Genomic DNA, 17109 nt, shown 5'->3' on the forward strand with positions numbered 1-17109 from the left:
CTCGCCGCCTCTACGCGAAATTCACGCATTCGCGCACAGTGGCGCAGGTCTCCCCGGAGCGCGTCATGAAGATCGTCATCTCGCTCGTTGAGTGCGACGGCGGCAAGTGGAACGTGTGCCGCGACTCGGTCGCCCTGTTCCACCGGTTGAAGCTCGGCCCCGCGATCAGACTCGCGCGCGAACTGGCGCGCGACGAACACCGTCGTTCCGGCCACACCGTGTCGGTGCTGCTGCCGGGCCCGGACGCGGCCATCCGGCTGGCGCACTACGCCCTGCCCGAGGCGGCCTGACCGGCCGATCGCGCCGCAAACGACCGGCCGCGCGTCCCACCGATCCCACGGACCCGCTTCGCCGCGGCGCCTCGCCGTTCCCCGCGCGCCTGCAACCTGGCCGTAGCAGGCGGTGCGGTAATCGTTTTCACGGCGCGGCAGGGAGCATCCGCCATGACGGCGGCGGACCGGGCGGGGTGCCGGCGTATCGCGCGGATGCATGGCCCGAAGCTGAACCCGGCAGGTCGCCCCATGCCTTGATGACGGGCGCTTGGTTATAGTGCTGGGATTTCCCGACCGAGGCTTTTCGATGAACGGCCGTGGCCAGATACCCGCACCTTCCCGGAGCGCGCCCTCGTCCGGGCCGCAGGGCACCCGGCTCTTTTCCGCCGAAGAGCTGCGTCGCTACGCGCGGGAGACCATGCCCGCCGCCGGCCGCGCCAGCGTCAGCGAGCCGGTGCTGGAAGGCGCGAGTCCCGGTTTCGAGGGGCGCCGCTTTTCCCTGCGTCCCGGACGCCTGACGATCGGCCGGCGTGGCGACAACGATCTGGTGCTGGACGACATGAGCGTATCGGCCTCGCATGCCTGGATCATGATCCAGCAGGGCCACTACGCGGTGATGAACACCCTTTCGACCAACGGCACCTTCGTCAACGGCAAGCGCATCCACGAGGCCTCGCTCAAGCACGGCGACCGCGTGCGTTTCGGCCAGGTCGAGTTCACCTTTCTGACGCGCGAACGCGACACCGGGCCCAGTGCCGCGCGGCGCGGCTGGTTCGCGCTCAGCGCGGTGGCGCTGCTCGCCCTGGGGGCGGTGGCATGGTGGCTGATCTGAACGACGGCCCGGACGAGCGGAGCGTCCCGCCGACGGTGGGGCGCTACCGCATCGAGGGCGTGCTGGGCGCCGGAGCGATGGCGGTGGTCTACGCCGGTTTCGATCCGGAGATCGAACGCCCGGTCGCGATCAAGTGCCTGCGCGGCAGCGTGGCGGCGGATCCCGCCTACCGCGCGCGCTTCATCACCGAGGCCCGCGCCGTGGGGCATCTCAACCATCCGCACATCGTCACGCTGTTCGACGTCGGCGAGATGGACGACGGCCGTCCCTACATTGCGATGGAGCGGCTTTCCGGCGAGACGCTGGCCGGCCAGGTCGCCCATGAAGGCCTGCCGTCGCTGCCGGTCGCCATCGCGCTGGTCGAGCAGGTGGCCGGCGCGCTGGACTACGCCCATGCCCAGGGCGTGGTGCACCAGGACATCAAGCCGGAGAACATCATGCTCTCCGACGGCTGGCGGCACGCCAAGGTGAGCGACTTCGGCATCGCCGAGCGCCGTGATGCCTCGTCCGCGGGCGTGCGCCGGCGCGAGGTCGGAGGCACCCCGGCGTACATGGCGCCGGAACACCTGCGCGGCGAACCGACGGATGCGCGCAGCGACCTGTTCTCGCTCGGCGTGATGCTGTACTGGCTGCTGACCGGCAAGCTGCCCTGGTCGGAGACCGGCGACGTGCGCCAGTTGCTGGCCGAGCGCCAGCGCCAGCCGCATCCGCCGCTGCAGCCGCGCGATCCGCTCACTCCGACGATCCTGTTCGACATCGTGCAGACGCTGCTGGCGCCGGCAGCCCAGGACCGTTACCAGCGTGGCGCGGAGCTGATCGAGGACCTGCGTCTGGCCCTGCGCGAATACGAACGGCTGCACGAAAAGCCGCTCGCCACGCGGCTGATCTCCTTGCGCCTGCGCTGGGCGGGCATCCTTGCCGCGGTGCTCAGCCTGACCCTGCTGATCGGCCTGGCCGCGATCTACGCCAAGCAGAACGACGCGGTGACCGGGCTGGCGCTGGACTACGGGCGCTCGCTCGCACGCATGGTCGCCGGCGAGGCCGCGGAGAACCTGCTGCTGGACGACCGCGCGGCGACCCGCGCGCTGGTGCAGGACATTTCCCGCAACCGGCAGATCTACTACCTGGCGATCGCCAACCACTACGGCGAGGTGATCGCCAGCACCCGCGCGGACGAGGTGGGCAGCAGGCTGCCCGCGCGCACGGCGAGCGACTTCCTGCCGGTCTCGGACGACATCGTCAGCTACCGGGTGCGCCTGCCCGACGGCGGCGATCCCGGGCAGATGCTGGTGTTCGACGTGCCCGTGCGCTACCAGGCCGCGCAGGTCGGCCAGTTGCGGCTGGGCATCAGCGACGCGCCGCTGCGCGCGGCGCAGAAGGTCACCCTTAGGGTGATCGTCGCGGTGCTGCTGGTGACGCTGGTGGCGGTGACCGGCGCGGCGTACTGGCTGTTCCGCCGGCTGCTGGCGCTGCTGGACGTGCTCGGCCAGGCGATGCTGCGCGTGGGGCGGGGCGACTTCAGCCACCGAATCCGGCTGGTCCGCCACGACGAACTCGGCCGCCTGTTCGCCGCCTTCAACCTGATGAGCAACGCCCTGCAGGCGCGCGAACGCCGGCCGCGGCGGCGCAACGTCGCGCCGATCCCGGCGCAGGAGCTGCCGACCCGGCTGCTGCCGGCGCCGCGCGAGACAGAGGACGCCACGCCGCGCGACTAGCGCCTCAGAACTGCTTCAGGCGCTGCTTGAGCTCGAGTGCGCGGGCGCGGTAGACGGTCGCCGGCTCGAATCCCGGGTCGATCGCCAGCACGCGGTTCCACAACGCGATGGCTTCGTCCAGCTGCTGGTCGCGGTACAGCACGATCGCGCGCTGGTGGTAGACCGACACCAGCTGCTTGCGCAGCGCCATTGCATCGGCGCCCGCCGGCGGCAACCGCGGATCGGTGTCCAGCGCCTCGTCCATGCGCTCCAGGGCCTGCGCCTTCTGCCCCTTGTGCAGCAGTGCCAGGCTCTCGTCCTGCAGCCGCCGGGCCTTGGCCATGTTGTCGGTGTCTTCCGGTGGCGGGGCGGGCTGGTCCTGGACGGCACGCTCGGGCTGCGTGGCGGACGCCAGCCGCGCAGGCCGCGCCGGCAGACGCAGCCGCTGCCCGGCCTGCAGCAGCGAGGGGTTGGTCGAGCCGTTGTAGCGGGCGAGGATCAGGAAGCGGCTGGCATCGCCCAGAAAGCGTGCAGCCAGCGTGCTGTAGGAGTCGCCCGGGCGCACCACGTAGGGGCGCGAGTTGCGGCCCAGCGCCTCCTCGGGGTCGGCCGTGAGCTGCTGCAGCAGCGCCTGCGCCGCATGGTCGTCGGGGTAGGCCTGCAGGTAGCGGCGCAGCTGGCGTTCGCCCTCGGCATAGTGGCCCAGCTGCAACTGGTCGTCGACGATGCTGGCGAGCGACGGTGGCGGCGATTCCCTTTCCACGGTGCGCGGCACGGGCGTCGGCGCCACCGCGGGGCTACGGTCGTGCTCGCCGATCTTCTGTTTGAGCTGGTGCAGCTGCGCACAGCCGCCCAGCCCGGCTGCCGCCAGCAGCAGGCCGATCGCGAGCCGGCGCATCGGCGGCCGGGCGCCGCGCCGGGACGGATTCCACTTGCATGCCATGTACTGCACGTAACCTCTCATGTCCGGTCAGGCCACCGCGTCGGCCTGGTGCGCGGCGGAGCCGCGGGCAAGTACGCTCCACCAGCGGCGCACGCGCGATCGCCACCACTGCATCCAGCCTATCCGCGCGAGAATCAAGGACACATTGTCGCCGTCCTCGCCGCCGCGCTCCACGGCCAGCCGCAGCGCATCGTGCAAGGCGCGCCGCTGGTTGCGCCGGCGCGCCGCGCTGGCCAGCTCGTCGGTGGACAGCCGCTCCCACACGCCGTCGCTGCACAGCACGAAGGCCTGGCCCGGGCGCAACGCGGCGAAACCGTGCTCGACCTGCGGCGGCTGCGGGCCACCCAGGCCACGCAGCAGCATGTGCTGGGTGACATCGGTAGCGACCGCCTCGGCCTGCAGCTCGCCCCGCTCGACCTTGCGCTGCGCCACGCTGTGGTCGCGCGTGCGTCCGAGGCAGCGGCCGTGGCGGAAGCGGTACAGCCGGCTGTCGCCGACGTGGGCCCAGCAGGCGCGCCGCCCGCGCAGCAGCAGCGCGACCACCGTGGAGTGGGGTTCGGCGCCGGCCAGGCCTTCGCCGCGCCTGCGCAATTCGGCATGCGCCGCCTGGCAGAGCTCCTCGAGGAACAGCGGTCCGGGCTGGCCGCGCCAGTGGCCCTGGCTCCAAAGCCGCCGCGCGATCTCCACCACGCCAGCGGCGGCCAGTTCGCCGGCGCCGTCCCCGCCCATGCCGTCGGCCAGCACCAGCAGGCGCGCATCGGTCGCCGCATCGTGCAGGCAGACGAGCTCGTCCTGTTGGGTCGGTCGTCCGCCGCGCGCGCGGCCGGCGACCACCGACGGCACGGCTTGGCTCTCGATCGGCTGATCCATCGTCCGGCCCCTCGTCCGAAGATGCGCAGAGCATAACGCCCCGCCCCGCCTCGGCGGACACGAAAAACCCCGCGGCGCAGGCCTGCGGGGTCGACGTTGCTGCGATGGTGGCCGGGGACGGAATCGAACCGCCGACACGGGGATTTTCAATTTTCTATCCCTGATCCTAGCCGGGGATAACGGGACTAAGTGACCCTTTACAGAACAGGCGTTTGCGTTCATCCTTATCTAAACGGAAGTTAGCCGGGATGGGCCGAAATCGCCCCAAAGTGTGACCCCGGTGTGACCCCGAGCGGAAACCGGAGCCACCATGCCGCGCCTCAACTTCACGAAATCCGTCCTGCTTGGGCTGCCGTTGCCGACCACCGGCCGTGAGACCTACACCGACGAAAAAACCCCGGGCCTTGAGCTGCGAATCACGCCCGCGGGCGTCCGGACGTTCTATGTGCGTCGGCGGGTGCGTGGCACGGGCAAGCTCGAGCGGATCACCGTCGGCCGGTTCCCGGAGGTCACGGTAGAAGCCGCACGGCGCGCCGCGCTGGGCCACGTGGCGGCCCTGGCCGAAGGCCGGAGCGTCACCGCCGAGCATCGCGCCAAGCGCGCGCGTGGCGTCACACTCGGGGACGTACTGGCGGACTACCTGGGCGCGCACGACCTCAAACCGTCGACCGCAACCGAATACGCCGAAACGGTAGAGCGCCACCTCGCGGACTGGCTGCCGCGGCCTGTGGTCGAAATCACGCGCGACGACGTGGAGCGCCTGCACCGAAAGCTATCGAAGGCGACCACGGCGGTTCGGAAGGATGCGATGGGCCGGAAGCGGAAGGTGAGCGTGGGCGGCCCTGCAGCGGCAAACCGGGTGGGGCGCATCCTGCGCGCGCTGCTGAACTACGCGGCCGCGAAATATGAGGACGAAGCCGGGCGCCCGATCATCCTGGACAACCCCGTGCGTCGCCTGTCCGCGCTCAAGGCGTGGAACCGTGTCGACCGCCGGCGCCGTCGGATCGAGCGCGACGAGCTGGCCGCATGGCTGGCGGCCGTGGACGCCGAGCGGGAACGGGCGCCGGTGGCCGCTGACTTCCTGGAACTGTGCCTGTTCACCGGCCTGCGCCGGAACGAGGCGGCAAGCCTGCGCGTGGCTGACGTGAACCTGCGCGGCAAGCGGTTCACCGTCACGGACACCAAAAACCGCGACCCGCACACGCTCCCGGTTGGTCCGCACGTGCTGGCCCTGCTACAGCGGCGCATCGCGGCGGCGCGCGCGTCGGGGAGCGAATACCTGTTCGCAAGCACGGGCGCGGCCGGCTACCTCAACACGCCGGCAAAGCCGATCGCCCGGATCACCGAAGCTTGCGGCGTGGCTTTCTCAACGCACGATCTGCGGCGCACGTTCGCCAGCATCGCCGAATCCCTGGACGTGCCCGGGTACGCGCTCAAGCGGCTGCTGAATCACCGGAACGAGGGCGACGTCACCGCCGGTTACGTGGTGATCGACGTCGAGCGCCTACGGGCGCCCATGGAGTTGATCGAGTCATTCATCCTGCGCACCGCTGGCCGCGCACCGACGGGCAAGGTTGTGGAAATCGAGGCGGGGAGGGCGCGCCGTGGCTAAGCGAGGACGACCGGCCAAGCGGGAGACGGCAAAGGACCAGCGGGACGCGCTGGCTGCAGCTTGGGCGCATGAATGGCACGCGGCTACGAAAGGCCAGCACTGCGCTACGGCGCGCGCTGTTCAGGCGACAGGCCGCTCCCGCTCGCAAGTGAAGCGCGACGTGGCGAAGTATGGCCCCGGCGCCCGTCGCGCCATGAGTCCGCTTGTGGTCAACGGCTCGCGTGTTTTCGCACCGATGCGCGGGATACGCGAAGCCTTGCGAATCCGTGACTGCCTGGCACCTCTTGGCCCCGATGGGCAACGCCAATGGTTGCCGGGGCTTGAATGTCTAGATGACCTGCCGTGGGATGCCGCCGTAAAGGGATGGCACGCCATGCGCCGAAAGGCGCGCCGTGGTCGCGTGAAACAGTCAATGGCGGCCGTTCTTCGCGATCCCCGTTCGCGGGCGGAGTTGCTGGCCCTCATCGAGACTGCGGCGAAGAATTAATGGGCCACTTTGGCAGCTACCGAGCGCGCTGCCGTGTAACGAAGCTAAACCCCGCACACCCCCTGCGAGGTTTGGCCCATGCATCATTTCGATCTGACTCCTTCCCCGGCGGACCGCCCGCCTGAACTGCTGACGCCTGCCGAAGCCGCCGACCTGCTGCGGACCACCGAGGCGACGCTCGCCGTCTGGCGCTCAACCGGCCGCCACGGCATCCCATTCGTAAAGCTTGGCCGCGCGGTTCGCTACCGTCGCACCGATTTGCTGGCCTGGCTGGACGCGCGTTCGTCTACGTCGACGGGTGAGGGTGCGAAGTGATCGAACCGGCTCGCATCCGCTGGCCGCGTCCCGGCGAGCTGACCGCGCCTGCATCCGTGGCTGCGCATCTCGTCCACACTTCCGCCGAAGCGATGGCTGCTCGCCTTGCCATGAAATGGTGGCGATCGCTCATCTACATCCCCGGCCGCGGCTGGGCGGTGCTCGAGGACGGCGTCTGGGCGTTCCGCGACGCGGAGCGGGTGGCGATCGCCATCGCCCTGCAAGAGGACGACGGCGGCGACGTGGCCTTGGCGCGACGCCTGGCGACCATGCCAGCGTGGGCGCCGCGCGCCGAACGTCGGGCCGCCCACAAGGCGCTTCGCGCGTGGGCTCGGAAATCGCCGGCGTTGCCGCTGGTACTGGTCGCGCTCGTCGAAGCCGAGCAGCTCCTAGCGTGGGAGCCGCGTGCGTGACCGAAGTCAAGCCGTTGAAAGTTTTGGGTCAGGCGCGGGCGTTCGGCGCGCTCTACGGTGCGCGCCATGGCTGATACCGCTGCTCAAAAGCCGCCGCCCCGGCGCCGCCCCGACGAGGCCGAGGTGCCAGCTCCTAACCTGCGCGCGGTCCCGGTCGACGATATCGAGCGCGCAGTGCTCCCGCGGACCGAGTACGCCGTCGCCGACCTGATCCCTCTCGCGCTTGTGCTGCTGGGCGGCCACGGTGGCGCGGGCAAGTCCATCTTGGCGCTCACCATCGCCGCGCACGTGGCTGCAGGCGCGCCATTCGCCGGCCACGAATGCCGGCCTGGTCGCGTGCTGTTTGTCTCGCTCGAAGATGACGGCCACCTGGTGCGGTTCCGCCTCAAGCGCGTCTGCCGGGCCTACGGGCTCGACGCTGTTGCCATCGCCCGTAACCTGGTCCTGCTCGACGGTACGGCCGGCAACGCCACGCTGGCAACGGAAATCGCCGTAGCAGGCACCCGTGACACGGTCGCCACGGCCACCTTCACCGAGCTGCAGGCCGCCGCGGTAGGCGCGCGCCTCATCGTGGTCGACAACGCCAGCGACGCCTTCGACGCGAACGAGAACGATCGCCGGTCCGTGCGCGCCTTCATGCGCCTGCTCGCCGGCCTCGCGCGCGCCAACGGTGCGGCGGTGCTGTTGCTTGCCCATATCGACAAGGCCGCCGCCCGCTTTGGAGCCCGCGGCGACAACTACAGCGGCTCGACTGCCTGGCACAACAGCGCGCGCGCTCGCCTTGCGTTGCTGCGCGAGGGCAACGCGATCGAGCTGCGGCAGGAAAAAAACAACTTGGGGCCTCTAGCCGAACCGCTGCGGCTGAGGTGGAACCCCGACGGCGTGCTGGTGCCGACCGATGGCAACGAAATCGACCCTGCGGAGACGCACGCAACCGCGCAAGACAACGAGGACGTGATGCGCTGCCTGGCGCTGGCCGTGCATGGCGGCGTGACCGTCTACACCGCCCGCAACGGCGGCCATACGGCATACGCGGCGCTCAAGACGATGCCCGAGTTTCCCGCGTGGGCGGTCGACAAGTCGAGGTTTTGGGCGGCACTGACGCGGCTCGACCGCCTAGGCTGGATCGTGCGCGAGGTTTGCGTAACCCCCAGCCGCAACAAGACCGAGAAATGGGCCATTGGCCCGGGGGCTCCGGACAAGCACAAGACCCCGCCGACCTGGGCAGGGAGCGCTTCCTGATGCGTGCAATTCGTGCGTGCGTACAACCCCCATACCCCCCGCAATCGAACGCACGCGCGGTGCGCGTTCGATGCAATGCGCGTTCAAAGCAATCGAACGCACATCGAACGATGAACGCACCGACACCTGATAGCCCGAGGACACGATGACGATCCCGACTCCCGAAATCGACCATGCGGCAACTGCTGCCGCGCTTGACCGCGCCTATGCGGCGATGGTCACGCTCGACGCGATGCTGGCCCGATCGGGTGCGCGTTCCTGGCAACCGCCACGCACCCACGCGCTTGCCGCCTTCGGCGAGCTGCACCACCTGCGCGACCAGTTGCACACGCTCGCCGCTGGTCCGGGGCTCGCCTCTGCCTACCGCACGTGCGCGACCGTGGCCGCGCCTTCCTCCCCTGCTGGGGAAATCGCGGGTCCTTCCCCGAGGCAAACGGATACGGGGGACGACGACCGCGGGGCTTCCGTAGTGGAAGGCGCGCCTATGGGGCCTTCCACCGCCACAGCGCACGCCTGCGGCCCGTGCAGTACCGAGACCAGCCCGATCCCCTCCGAGCATACCGAAGCGCCTGAAAGCGCAGCCACGGGCGCCTAGACGCGCCGTCCCCGCCCGACAAAACACGCCGAGCGCGCCGGCATCCGCGCGATCAACCAAACGGAGAAACACGACGATGACCACCAGCAACACCAACCGCGGCCCGAGGGCGGGACAGCTGCAAGCCGGCGACATGATCGCCGACGGCCAGAACCTGGTCGATCTGCTCGCGTTCGATTCGGTCGCCGCGGGCGTCAAGATCGGTGACATGCTGCGCGAGCGCCTGGCGATGGCCGAGCGCGCCGTGACCCGCCACACCGACGGCGCCGAGGATGCGCAGTTGCGCGGCGACGACGCCGAGCGCGCACACGCCGAGGAGGGAGCGCGCCTCCAGCGTGAGGTGAACCGCCTGCGCCTGGCGATCGAGCGCGCCGACCAGCGCCTGGCCGAGGTCGCCACCGCCGAGCGTCAGGCCGACGCCCGGGCCAAGCTGAAGTCAGCCACGAAAGCCGCCGCGCGAGCCGAGGCAATCGTGGCGACGGATTACCCCACCGCAGCGCGCACCGTGGCCGCGCTCTTGGAAGAGCTGCGCGCGATGCAGGGCGAGGTGATCGCCGCCCGCCGCGCCGCGCGCGATGCCGGGCTCGACGCTGAAGCCGACGCGCTCGCCCTCCCCCACGAGCGCCGCACGCGGCCGGGTGCATTCGAGGAAGTCGAGTTCGAGGTTCTGAGCGGCGGTGCAGCGGTGATCGATGCCGCCAGTGGACGTGAGGTGATCGGCGAGCGGAGCGATGGGCGAAGCGTGCTCGGCGACATGCCCCAGCGTGCGACGCGTCTTCGCGTGGAGCGGCGTTTCGTCCCGGGTCGATCGGCACCGGACCTCACGGCGGCACGGGTGATCCTGCCGGACACGGACCGCGAGGGCGCGTACATCGTCAAGCAGGGCGAGGCGCGCTAACCGTGCCGCGAGCGGCGACCACCGACACCCTCCCGGCGGAGGTCAGCGCCGCTACCCTCGCGCAGCTGCTGGGGATCGGACCCCGGCGCCTGCGCGAGCTGGCAGAGCTGAGCGTGGTCCCGCGCACACCGCGCGGCCGGTATCCCTTCGCCGAGGCGGTGGCGGCCTATACCGCGCACCTGCGCGAAGTGGCGGCCGGGCGTGCCGCCGAGGTTCGCGACGGCGGCGAGGTGCTCGACCTGGCGACAGAGCGTGCTCGGCTCGCGAAGGCGCAGCGCGAGCACGTGGAGTTGCGCATGGCGCGGGAGCGTGGCGAGCTGGTCGACGCCGAGGCGGTTCGGCTGAAGTACGCCGCGATGGTGCGCGGCGCCGTCAGCCGCCTGCGTGGCGTGCCCTCGCGCGCCCGTGGCCGCCTCCCAAGCCTCACCGTGGACGGGGTGGAGGAGCTGGAACGGCTGATTGACGAAGCGCTCGAGGAGGTCGCCAACGGCACCGACGCCGAGGAGGTTGCCGCATGACCGACCACGATACCGACGCGCTTCACCGCGCGCGCCTGGCGTTCCGGGCCGCCCGCCACGCCTTGGCCCGCGCCGCACTGGCAGACGATGACCGTGCACTGATTGCCGCCTGCTGGCGCCTCTTGCGCGCAAACGATCGCCTCGCGCGCCTGGCCACCTTCCCGACGCCGCGCGATGAGCGCACGCGCTGCCGGTGGCGAGGGTTCGCGTTGGCGGCTCTTGCCGACCATATCCCCGCCGGCCTGACTCATCGGGCGCGACGCCTGTACCCGCAACACATCATCAACGGAGGAACCAACCGATGATCGATACCAACGCAGACGCCAACATGGCCGAGCGCGTCCGGCTGCATGCCGCACACGACGTGGCCGAGCACCTGATGAGCGCCCTCGCTACCGCTGGCCGTGCGATGGCGGCACTGCTCGACGGCACCGGTGCCGATGGCTGGCAGGGGCCCGAGCCTGGCGCATCGCCAAGCACCGCCGAGGATGCCGCGGGCTTGGCTGGCGACACGCTGGCCCGCTCTGCGCGCCGCCTGCTCGAGCTGCACCGACTCGAGGATGGCCCCGGCATTGCCGACTTCGCGCGCGCTTGCCTGGCGTACAGCGCTGCGCTTCACGTGGCCGCGGCTGGCCGCTGGCCGGAGGACCTGGACGCGATCCATGCGGCTATGCGCCGTGCGCTGCAGGCGGTCGAGGCCGACACGCGGCTGACCGCCAAGGGAGCGTTGCGCGCCCACGCGCTCGACGCCGAACGCCTGCGCGCGATCGGTCCTGCCGGCGTGACGCTCGCCGCGCGCATCGATCACGAGTGCCGGCACGCCCTGACCGAGTTGCACCGCATCGCTTCCGCACCTGCGGCGATCACCGCGGGCGCTGGCCTGTTCTAGCAGCCGCCACAACCACACACCAGACCAAAGGGGATTCACAGTGGCTAACGCCAACTTTCCACTCAAGATAACGATCCGCGGGATTGATCGCGTCACCGCCCCCCTACGGGCGGTGCAAGGCGCTGTCGAGCGAATCGGCGTCGTCGCCCGGCGGGTTAATGCCAGCGTTGCCACCGTGGGCGCCCGTGGCGGCCTGCCGGTGATCCGCGGCGCCATCGGGCAAGCGGGCCGCGCGACGGACGCCTGGGGTCGGAGCCTGAGCCGCCTGGGCCGTGCCTTCGGTGGGCTCACCGCCGCCGGCGCCGGCTTCGCCTACGTGTTCAAGACCCAGTTCGTCGACACCGCGGCCGAGTTCGAGCGGTTCCGGACGATCCTGACCACGCTGGAAGGCAGCAGCGCCAAGGCCGACAAGTCCATGGCGTGGATCTCCGACTTCGCGGCCAAGACGCCCTACAGCATGAAGGAGGTCACCGACCAGTTCGTGAAGCTGCGCGCCTACGGTTTTGATCCGACCAACGGCAGCCTCAAGACCCTGGGCGACACCGCCGCGGCGATGGGCAAGCCGCTCGAGTCCGCGGTCGAGGCGATCGCCGATGCGGTCACCGGCGAGAACGAGCGCCTGAAGGAGTTCGGCATCAAGGCCCGGGCTGTCGGCAGCAAATTCGTCTACGAGTACACGCAGGACGGCCAGACGATGCGCGTAGCGGCGGACAAGAACAGCCGAGCCGCGATCCAAGCCACGCTGCAGGCGATCTGGAACCAGAAATACGGCGGCGCCATGGACAAGCTCTCCGGCACTTGGGGCGGGATGATGAGCAACCTTGGCGACCAATGGGACCGCTTCAAGCTGCTGGTGATGCAAAACGGAGTGTTCGACGTACTCCGCGAGAAGCTGTCCGGGCTGCTGGCCAAGGTCGACGCCATGGCGAAGTCGGGCGCCCTGCAGAAGCTGGCGAAGGCCGTAGGCCAGAAGCTCACTCACGCCTTCGAGCGCGCCTGGACGTGGCTGCAGAAACTCCCCGAGAAATGGGAGGCCCTGAAAAAGGCGGTCGAGCCGGTCACCAGCGCGATCGGCTGGCTATGCGACACGTTCGGCACGGGAAACGTCGTGCTGGCGGCGGTCGCCGGAACGCTAGCGGCGATGGTCATTCCCGCCATCGCAGCCACGGCCGTTGCCGTGAAGGCGCTCGGCTTGGCGATTCTGACGACGCCCATCGGCTGGATTCTCGCCGGCCTGGCGGCCGTGGCTGCGGCGGGCATCTATATCTACCGGCACTGGGAGCCGATCTCGCGCTGGCTCGGCGAGAACCTGTTCGCTCCGCTGATGGGCGCGCTGAGCGCGGTCAAAGGCTTCTTCGTCGAGACCTGGGACCACATCTACAAAAAGTACGGCAAGTACATCAACGCCATCGTCAAGACGTGGGAGGTCATGAATCCGATCGCGCTGATCCGAAAGGCGATCGAGGGCCTCATGGGTTGGCTCAGCAACTGGAACTTGGGTGAAGTGATCCGGGACAAGGTTGCGGCGATCGCGACCTACCTGCCGAAGTGGCTGCAGAAAAAGCTCGGCATCGCCGACATCGCCGCGGCAGCGCCTGCAGCTGGGGCGGCACCCGCGGGCGCGGCCACGGTCGCGCGAGGGGCCGCGCAGGCGGCGCGTGGCGGTGAATCGCGGCTACTGGTCGACTTCACCAACCTTCCAAAGGGTGTACGCGTCACCAGCGAACAGCGAGGGGCGGCACCGGAGATGCAGGTTAATCAGGGCTACGCGATGGCGGGAGTTTGGTAGCCCGAGCGTCGACGGCCACCACGGCCGTCAGCATTCTGGAGGGCCCCGCAGGATGCCGGGCCTTTCTGGCTCCCGCCCGCCTAGCCGGCCCCGGTTCGACGGGGTCAAATGCTAGGCTCGTCTGATGCTGCTCTTGAATCTCGACCGGCCGGACGAATGGCCCGATCCCTTGAAGGTCGTGCTCGACGAGATCCGCCCGATCATGCGCGCGTGGGAGCTTGATCTGCCGGCGAAAAAGGCGACCGCCTTTGATCCCACGATCACCGCGCTCGGCCACGCGCTGCAGCCGTACTGCGTCCGAGGGTGGCACTGCACGCGCCTCACCGAGGACGAGGCGACCTGCGTGGAGGCGCACGGCCTGGAGCCCCTGAGTGCAGCTCTGATCGAGCGCCGTATCACCGTCCAAGAGCAGCGAGGGGCGCTTCCGGCGATCGTCGCCGACGCCTTGCGTGCGGGTCATCAAGGCCACGCGCCCAACCGCGCCAGCATGATCTGGTTTTGTTTCTTTCCACCTCGTGAGGCGGGCGAAGGCGGCCTCTATCGCCTGTTTAACTACTGGGGCGGTGAAGCGATTTACGGGCCTCACGACCCGGACGGGCAGGCCGCTTCCTTGCTGCGCCGGCTTGGAGTGCCTTGCATCGTTGAGGCCGACGTGCCTCTGGCGTGGCTGCCGAACACATTCCGAGTGGCGACGTCCGTTGCAAGGCGTGATCTTATCCACCACGGCGAGCCCGTGACTGAGCCCGTTGAGGTCGAGCACTATTCGGTGCGCGCGATTCCTGGCGACCTGATTCGGGCGGTGCACCGGTTCCCCGGGCCGCAATTCATCGCCTTGTCCGGCTGCGACAAGTGGCGCGCCTCACTGTCATAGCCGAGCCCGCCGGCCGCGCCGTGGCGGTTCCGCTATGCCGGTAGGCGAGCACCTACACCACGAATCGAACCCGACCGCTTGCGACGACGACAAGGGCGAGCAAGAGCGAGCCGCGCGTGTGTGACCCCGGTGTGACCCCGAGCGGGTAGCGCGCCAGAAACGAAAAGCCCCGCACCGGCCTAAAGCCTTGCGGGGCTTACGTTTTTCATGGTGGCCGGGGACGGAATCGAACCGCCGACACGGGGATTTTCAATCCCCTGCTCTACCAACTGAGCTACCCGGCCGGAAAGAGGGCAGGACGCGTGTCGCGTGCTGCGTGGAGCCGCGCATTAAATCGGATGTGAAGGCGGGCGTCAAGGCCGGTCGGGCGCGACGTAGCCGGCCGGTTGCGCGACGTCGCCGCCGAAGAAGTAGTTCTCCATCTGCTCGCCGAGGAACTGCCGGCTCTTCGGGTCCAGCGGGTTGAGCCGGTACTCGTTGATGAGCATGGTCTGGTGGGCGAGCCACTGCTGCCAGGCCTGCCTGGAGACGTGCTCGTAGATGCGCTGGCCGAGCGGGCCCGGCCAGGGGGCGAAGTCGAGGCCTTCGGCATCGATGCCGAGCCTGGCGCAATGGACGATGCGGGACATGGGAAACTCCTCGTGCCGTTCGCCCCGAGCGTAGGCCACGGGCCGGGCCGGAGGCCGCTTGTCGCGGCACCGACTCCGCCCGCGCGTGCGGGCTACGCTCGGCGCGGACGGCTGGTGCCTGGCGCGAGCGGTGGGTGCAATGTTGCGAGCAGGGTACGCACCGGGGCGGGCAGGCCAAGGGCCGGCCATGCGTCGCGGGCGTACCAGCGCAGCGCCGCATTATCGGCGATGCCGCCGTGCGGTGTCGCGCCCTCGAACAGCAGGGGCTCGACCGCGAGGCGATAGTGGCTGAAGACGTGGACGAAGGGTGCCAGCGGCTGCGCGTCATCCAGCCGCGCGTGGGTCTGCGCCAGCCGCCAGGCGGCCTCGTGGTCGGGCGCCTCGGGCAGGCTCCACAGGCCCGACCACACGCCGTCCGGACCACGCCGCTCCAGCAGCACGCGACCGGCCGTGTCGCGCAGAACCAGCATGGTCGTGGTGCGTGTGGGCAGCACCTTGCCGGGCCTGGGCGTGGGAAGGTGCGCCGTGAGCCCCTCGCGCTGCGCGACGCAGTCGGCGGCGAGCGGGCAGGCCGCGCAGAGCGGGTGCGTGCGCGTGCAGACGGTGGCGCCCAGGTCCATGATCGCCTGGGTGTAGTCGGCCACGCGGGCGGACGGCGTGTGCGCGTCGGCCAGCTCCCACAGGCGCTTCTCCACCCTCGCCTGGCCGGGATGCCCCGCGATGCCGTGGAAGCGCGCGAGCACGCGCTTGACGTTGCCGTCGAGGATCGGGAAGCGCTGGCCGTGCGCCTGCGCCAGGATCGCACCGGCGGTGGAGCGGCCGATGCCGGGCAGGGCGGCGAGCGCGTCGAAGTCGTGCGGCAGCTCGCCGCCATGGCGTTCCACGCACAGCCGCGCCGCGCGGTGCAGGAAACGCGCGCGCCGGTAGTAGCCCAGGCCCGACCACAGCGCGAGCACCTGGTCCTCGTCCGCCGCGGCGAGCGCCGGCAGGGTCGGCAGTGCCGCGGTGAAGCGCCGGAAGTACGGAATCACCGTGGCGACCTGGGTCTGCTGCAGCATCACTTCCGACAGCCACACGCGGTAGGCGTCACGGCGGCCATCGGCGGCGCTCGTCTGCCAGGGGAGATCGTGGCGCCCGTGGCGGTCGAACCAGGGCAGCAGGCGAGCGGCGAGCGTGGATGTCATCGGGTGTCGGGGGCGTTCCGCGAGGGGGCTGCCGTGCTCGCCGCGGCGGCCGGCGTGAGCTCCAGCTGCAGGCCTTCGACGTGCACGCCCGCCGCGTCCAGTGCGGCCGCCTGCACGCTGCCGGCTCCCGGCGGTGCACTGAGCCGCGGGCCCTCGGGGTCGCCGAGCCGGGACCACCAGCGGGCCAACGCCAGTGGCGGCAGGCGCAGGTCGACGTGGTTGCCGGGGCCGTCCAGTTTCAGCGCGAGCAGCAGCGGATCGTTCTGGTTGGCGGGAGTCAGCCGCACCGAGACCTCGTAGTGCCCGGCGTCGACTTCCTCCAGCGAGCCGGCCAGCGTGGCCGCCGCATCGGCCGCGCCGTGCCAGTGCGCCTCGCCGGCCAGGCGCACCGACAGCATTGCGCCGCGCGTCAGCTCGAGGTCGACGTCGTCCAGTCGCAAGGCGCTGCCTTCGATGCGTGGCGTGGCGGTCAGGCGCAGTTGCATCGGGATGCCGGCGGCGTCCTTGGCCGAGACCAGCAGCGGGAACGGTTCCCCCGAGAGCAGACTGCCGGCGTCCAGCGCGAAGTCGCGCAGCAGCAGGTGGTTGCTGCGCACCAGGGTGCCGCGCGCGATACGCACGCCGGTGTCGATGCGCGGGATCGCCGGCGTGCCCGAGGAACCCGAGGGCAGCGAGGACAGCCAGGCCTGCAGCGCATCCAGGTCGACCCGCGGCGCGTCGATCTCCAGCCGCGAGATTGCCGTCGGCCCGCCGAACAGGGTGCGCCAGGGCAGTGCGAGACGGCCCCTGGCGGCGAGCAGGATCGGCATGCTCGCTCCCTGCGCGGTGAGCGTGAGGCCTTCCAGCTCCAGCGCGGGGCGTGGAAACAGCGTGGGCGTGGCCGGGCTGGCCAGGCTGAGGTCCAGGCCGGCCTTGGCCGCCTGCGATTGCAGCAGCACGGTGAAGCGCTGCGGTTGCAGCAGCAGGTAGACGGTGACGAGCAGCACCAGTAGCCCGGCCAGCAGCACGCCGGCCAGGCCGATCAGGAACAGGCGCAGCCGCCGCGTCATCGGCACC

The 17109-nt window shown here is 70.2% G+C and carries 19 protein-coding genes and 1 tRNA gene; 14 read left to right on the forward strand and 6 right to left on the reverse strand.

What is annotated here, in order from left to right:
* Positions 1-65 precede the first annotated feature (65 nt).
* From WAT24_RS03850 to WAT24_RS03860, 3 genes are all read left to right on the forward strand, one after another.
* Positions 66-290, forward strand: a complete 225-nt coding sequence (locus WAT24_RS03850) for a hypothetical protein (RefSeq protein ID WP_336806514.1) — start codon at positions 66-68, stop codon at positions 288-290.
* Between the two features lie 400 nt (positions 291-690).
* Complete coding sequence (locus WAT24_RS03855) at positions 691-1104, forward strand: FHA domain-containing protein (RefSeq protein WP_336806515.1); 414 nt, start codon at positions 691-693, stop codon at positions 1102-1104.
* Positions 1089-2819 carry a protein kinase domain-containing protein gene (locus WAT24_RS03860; RefSeq protein WP_336806516.1) on the forward strand — a complete coding sequence of 577 codons (1731 nt, stop codon included), beginning with the start codon at positions 1089-1091 and terminating at the stop codon, positions 2817-2819. The genes WAT24_RS03855 and WAT24_RS03860 overlap by 16 nt, the downstream gene beginning before the upstream one ends.
* A gap of 4 nt (positions 2820-2823) precedes the next feature.
* On the opposite strand, the gene WAT24_RS03865 is transcribed toward WAT24_RS03860, so the two are convergent.
* Together WAT24_RS03865 and WAT24_RS03870 are read right to left on the reverse strand one after the other, a co-directional pair.
* Positions 2824-3762: a LysM peptidoglycan-binding domain-containing protein gene (locus WAT24_RS03865; RefSeq protein WP_336806517.1), complete on the reverse strand. Its 939-nt coding sequence runs from the start codon at positions 3760-3762 to the stop codon at positions 2824-2826.
* Between the two features lie 6 nt (positions 3763-3768).
* On the reverse strand, positions 3769-4611 hold the full coding sequence (locus WAT24_RS03870; protein WP_336806518.1) for a PP2C family protein-serine/threonine phosphatase: 843 nt from the start codon (positions 4609-4611) through the stop codon (positions 3769-3771).
* Positions 4612-4921: 310 nt separating this feature from the next.
* On the opposite strand from WAT24_RS03870, the gene WAT24_RS03875 reads away from it, so the two are divergent.
* The 11 genes from WAT24_RS03875 to WAT24_RS03925 all read left to right on the forward strand — a co-directional run bounded on the left by WAT24_RS03875 (position 4922) and on the right by WAT24_RS03925 (position 14240).
* Positions 4922-6223, forward strand: a complete 1302-nt coding sequence (locus WAT24_RS03875; RefSeq protein WP_336806519.1) for a tyrosine-type recombinase/integrase — start codon at positions 4922-4924, stop codon at positions 6221-6223.
* Between the two features lie 565 nt (positions 6224-6788).
* Positions 6789-7025: a helix-turn-helix domain-containing protein gene (locus WAT24_RS03880; RefSeq protein WP_336806520.1), complete on the forward strand. Its 237-nt coding sequence runs from the start codon at positions 6789-6791 to the stop codon at positions 7023-7025.
* Complete coding sequence (locus WAT24_RS03885; protein ID WP_336806521.1) at positions 7022-7438, forward strand: hypothetical protein; 417 nt, start codon at positions 7022-7024, stop codon at positions 7436-7438. The genes WAT24_RS03880 and WAT24_RS03885 overlap by 4 nt, the downstream gene beginning before the upstream one ends.
* A 66-nt stretch (positions 7439-7504) precedes the next feature.
* Complete coding sequence (locus tag WAT24_RS03890) at positions 7505-8680, forward strand: AAA family ATPase (RefSeq protein WP_336806522.1); 1176 nt, start codon at positions 7505-7507, stop codon at positions 8678-8680.
* 145 nt (positions 8681-8825) lie between these two features.
* Positions 8826-9275 (forward strand): hypothetical protein, encoded by a 450-nt coding sequence (locus WAT24_RS03895; RefSeq protein ID WP_336806523.1) that lies wholly within the window; start codon positions 8826-8828, stop codon positions 9273-9275.
* Positions 9276-9351: 76 nt separating this feature from the next.
* Positions 9352-10173, forward strand: a complete 822-nt coding sequence (locus WAT24_RS03900) for a hypothetical protein (RefSeq protein ID WP_336806524.1) — start codon at positions 9352-9354, stop codon at positions 10171-10173.
* A 2-nt stretch (positions 10174-10175) separates the two neighbouring features.
* The gene (locus WAT24_RS03905; protein ID WP_336806525.1) at positions 10176-10691 is read left to right on the forward strand and encodes a hypothetical protein; all 516 of its coding nucleotides are present in this window, start codon (positions 10176-10178) and stop codon (positions 10689-10691) included.
* Entirely contained in the window at positions 10688-10996 is a 309-nt protein-coding gene (locus WAT24_RS03910; protein WP_336806526.1) for a hypothetical protein, read from the forward strand. Before WAT24_RS03905 ends, WAT24_RS03910 begins: the two co-directional genes overlap by 4 nt.
* Positions 10993-11580 (forward strand): hypothetical protein, encoded by a 588-nt coding sequence (locus WAT24_RS03915; RefSeq protein ID WP_336806527.1) that lies wholly within the window; start codon positions 10993-10995, stop codon positions 11578-11580. Before WAT24_RS03910 ends, WAT24_RS03915 begins: the two co-directional genes overlap by 4 nt.
* 40 nt (positions 11581-11620) lie before the next feature.
* Complete coding sequence (locus WAT24_RS03920; protein WP_336806528.1) at positions 11621-13369, forward strand: tape measure protein; 1749 nt, start codon at positions 11621-11623, stop codon at positions 13367-13369.
* Between the two features lie 124 nt (positions 13370-13493).
* Positions 13494-14240: a hypothetical protein gene (locus WAT24_RS03925; protein WP_336806529.1), complete on the forward strand. Its 747-nt coding sequence runs from the start codon at positions 13494-13496 to the stop codon at positions 14238-14240.
* 208 nt (positions 14241-14448) lie between these two features.
* Here WAT24_RS03925 and WAT24_RS03930 read toward each other — a convergent pair.
* The 4 genes from WAT24_RS03930 to WAT24_RS03945 all read right to left on the reverse strand — a co-directional run bounded on the left by WAT24_RS03930 (position 14449) and on the right by WAT24_RS03945 (position 17102).
* Positions 14449-14524: transfer RNA gene (locus WAT24_RS03930), tRNA-Phe, on the reverse strand.
* A gap of 69 nt (positions 14525-14593) precedes the next feature.
* Complete coding sequence (locus WAT24_RS03935) at positions 14594-14869, reverse strand: oxidative damage protection protein (protein WP_336806530.1); 276 nt, start codon at positions 14867-14869, stop codon at positions 14594-14596.
* A 92-nt stretch (positions 14870-14961) separates the two neighbouring features.
* Positions 14962-16053, reverse strand: coding sequence for an A/G-specific adenine glycosylase (gene mutY / locus WAT24_RS03940; protein ID WP_336806531.1), 1092 nt, complete (start codon positions 16051-16053; stop codon positions 14962-14964).
* The gene (locus tag WAT24_RS03945; protein ID WP_336806532.1) at positions 16050-17102 is read right to left on the reverse strand and encodes an AsmA family protein; all 1053 of its coding nucleotides are present in this window, start codon (positions 17100-17102) and stop codon (positions 16050-16052) included. The genes mutY and WAT24_RS03945 overlap by 4 nt, the downstream gene beginning before the upstream one ends.
* Between the last annotated feature and the right edge of the window lie 7 nt (positions 17103-17109).

Origin of the sequence: Fulvimonas yonginensis (genome assembly GCF_037137055.1) — a bacterium.
Classification (GTDB): domain Bacteria; phylum Pseudomonadota; class Gammaproteobacteria; order Xanthomonadales; family Rhodanobacteraceae; genus Frateuria_A; species Frateuria_A yonginensis.

Excerpts from the sequence above, each read along its gene's own strand:
- WAT24_RS03850 (WP_336806514.1), top strand. The coding sequence starts at position 66 with ATGAAGATCGTCATCTCGCTCGTTGAGTGCGACGGCGGCAAGTGGAAC.
- WAT24_RS03855 (WP_336806515.1), top strand. The coding sequence starts at position 691 with ATGCCCGCCGCCGGCCGCGCCAGCGTCAGCGAGCCGGTGCTGGAAGGC.
- WAT24_RS03860 (WP_336806516.1), top strand. The coding sequence starts at position 1,089 with ATGGTGGCTGATCTGAACGACGGCCCGGACGAGCGGAGCGTCCCGCCG.
- WAT24_RS03865 (WP_336806517.1), bottom strand. The coding sequence starts at position 3,762 with ATGAGAGGTTACGTGCAGTACATGGCATGCAAGTGGAATCCGTCCCGG.
- WAT24_RS03870 (WP_336806518.1), bottom strand. The coding sequence starts at position 4,611 with ATGGATCAGCCGATCGAGAGCCAAGCCGTGCCGTCGGTGGTCGCCGGC.
- WAT24_RS03875 (WP_336806519.1), top strand. The coding sequence starts at position 4,922 with ATGCCGCGCCTCAACTTCACGAAATCCGTCCTGCTTGGGCTGCCGTTG.
- WAT24_RS03880 (WP_336806520.1), top strand. The coding sequence starts at position 6,789 with ATGCATCATTTCGATCTGACTCCTTCCCCGGCGGACCGCCCGCCTGAA.
- WAT24_RS03890 (WP_336806522.1), top strand. The coding sequence starts at position 7,505 with ATGGCTGATACCGCTGCTCAAAAGCCGCCGCCCCGGCGCCGCCCCGAC.
- WAT24_RS03895 (WP_336806523.1), top strand. The coding sequence starts at position 8,826 with ATGACGATCCCGACTCCCGAAATCGACCATGCGGCAACTGCTGCCGCG.
- WAT24_RS03900 (WP_336806524.1), top strand. The coding sequence starts at position 9,352 with ATGACCACCAGCAACACCAACCGCGGCCCGAGGGCGGGACAGCTGCAA.
- WAT24_RS03910 (WP_336806526.1), top strand. The coding sequence starts at position 10,688 with ATGACCGACCACGATACCGACGCGCTTCACCGCGCGCGCCTGGCGTTC.
- WAT24_RS03915 (WP_336806527.1), top strand. The coding sequence starts at position 10,993 with ATGATCGATACCAACGCAGACGCCAACATGGCCGAGCGCGTCCGGCTG.
- WAT24_RS03925 (WP_336806529.1), top strand. The coding sequence starts at position 13,494 with ATGCTGCTCTTGAATCTCGACCGGCCGGACGAATGGCCCGATCCCTTG.
- WAT24_RS03935 (WP_336806530.1), bottom strand. The coding sequence starts at position 14,869 with ATGTCCCGCATCGTCCATTGCGCCAGGCTCGGCATCGATGCCGAAGGC.
- mutY (WP_336806531.1), bottom strand. The coding sequence starts at position 16,053 with ATGACATCCACGCTCGCCGCTCGCCTGCTGCCCTGGTTCGACCGCCAC.
- WAT24_RS03945 (WP_336806532.1), bottom strand. The coding sequence starts at position 17,102 with ATGACGCGGCGGCTGCGCCTGTTCCTGATCGGCCTGGCCGGCGTGCTG.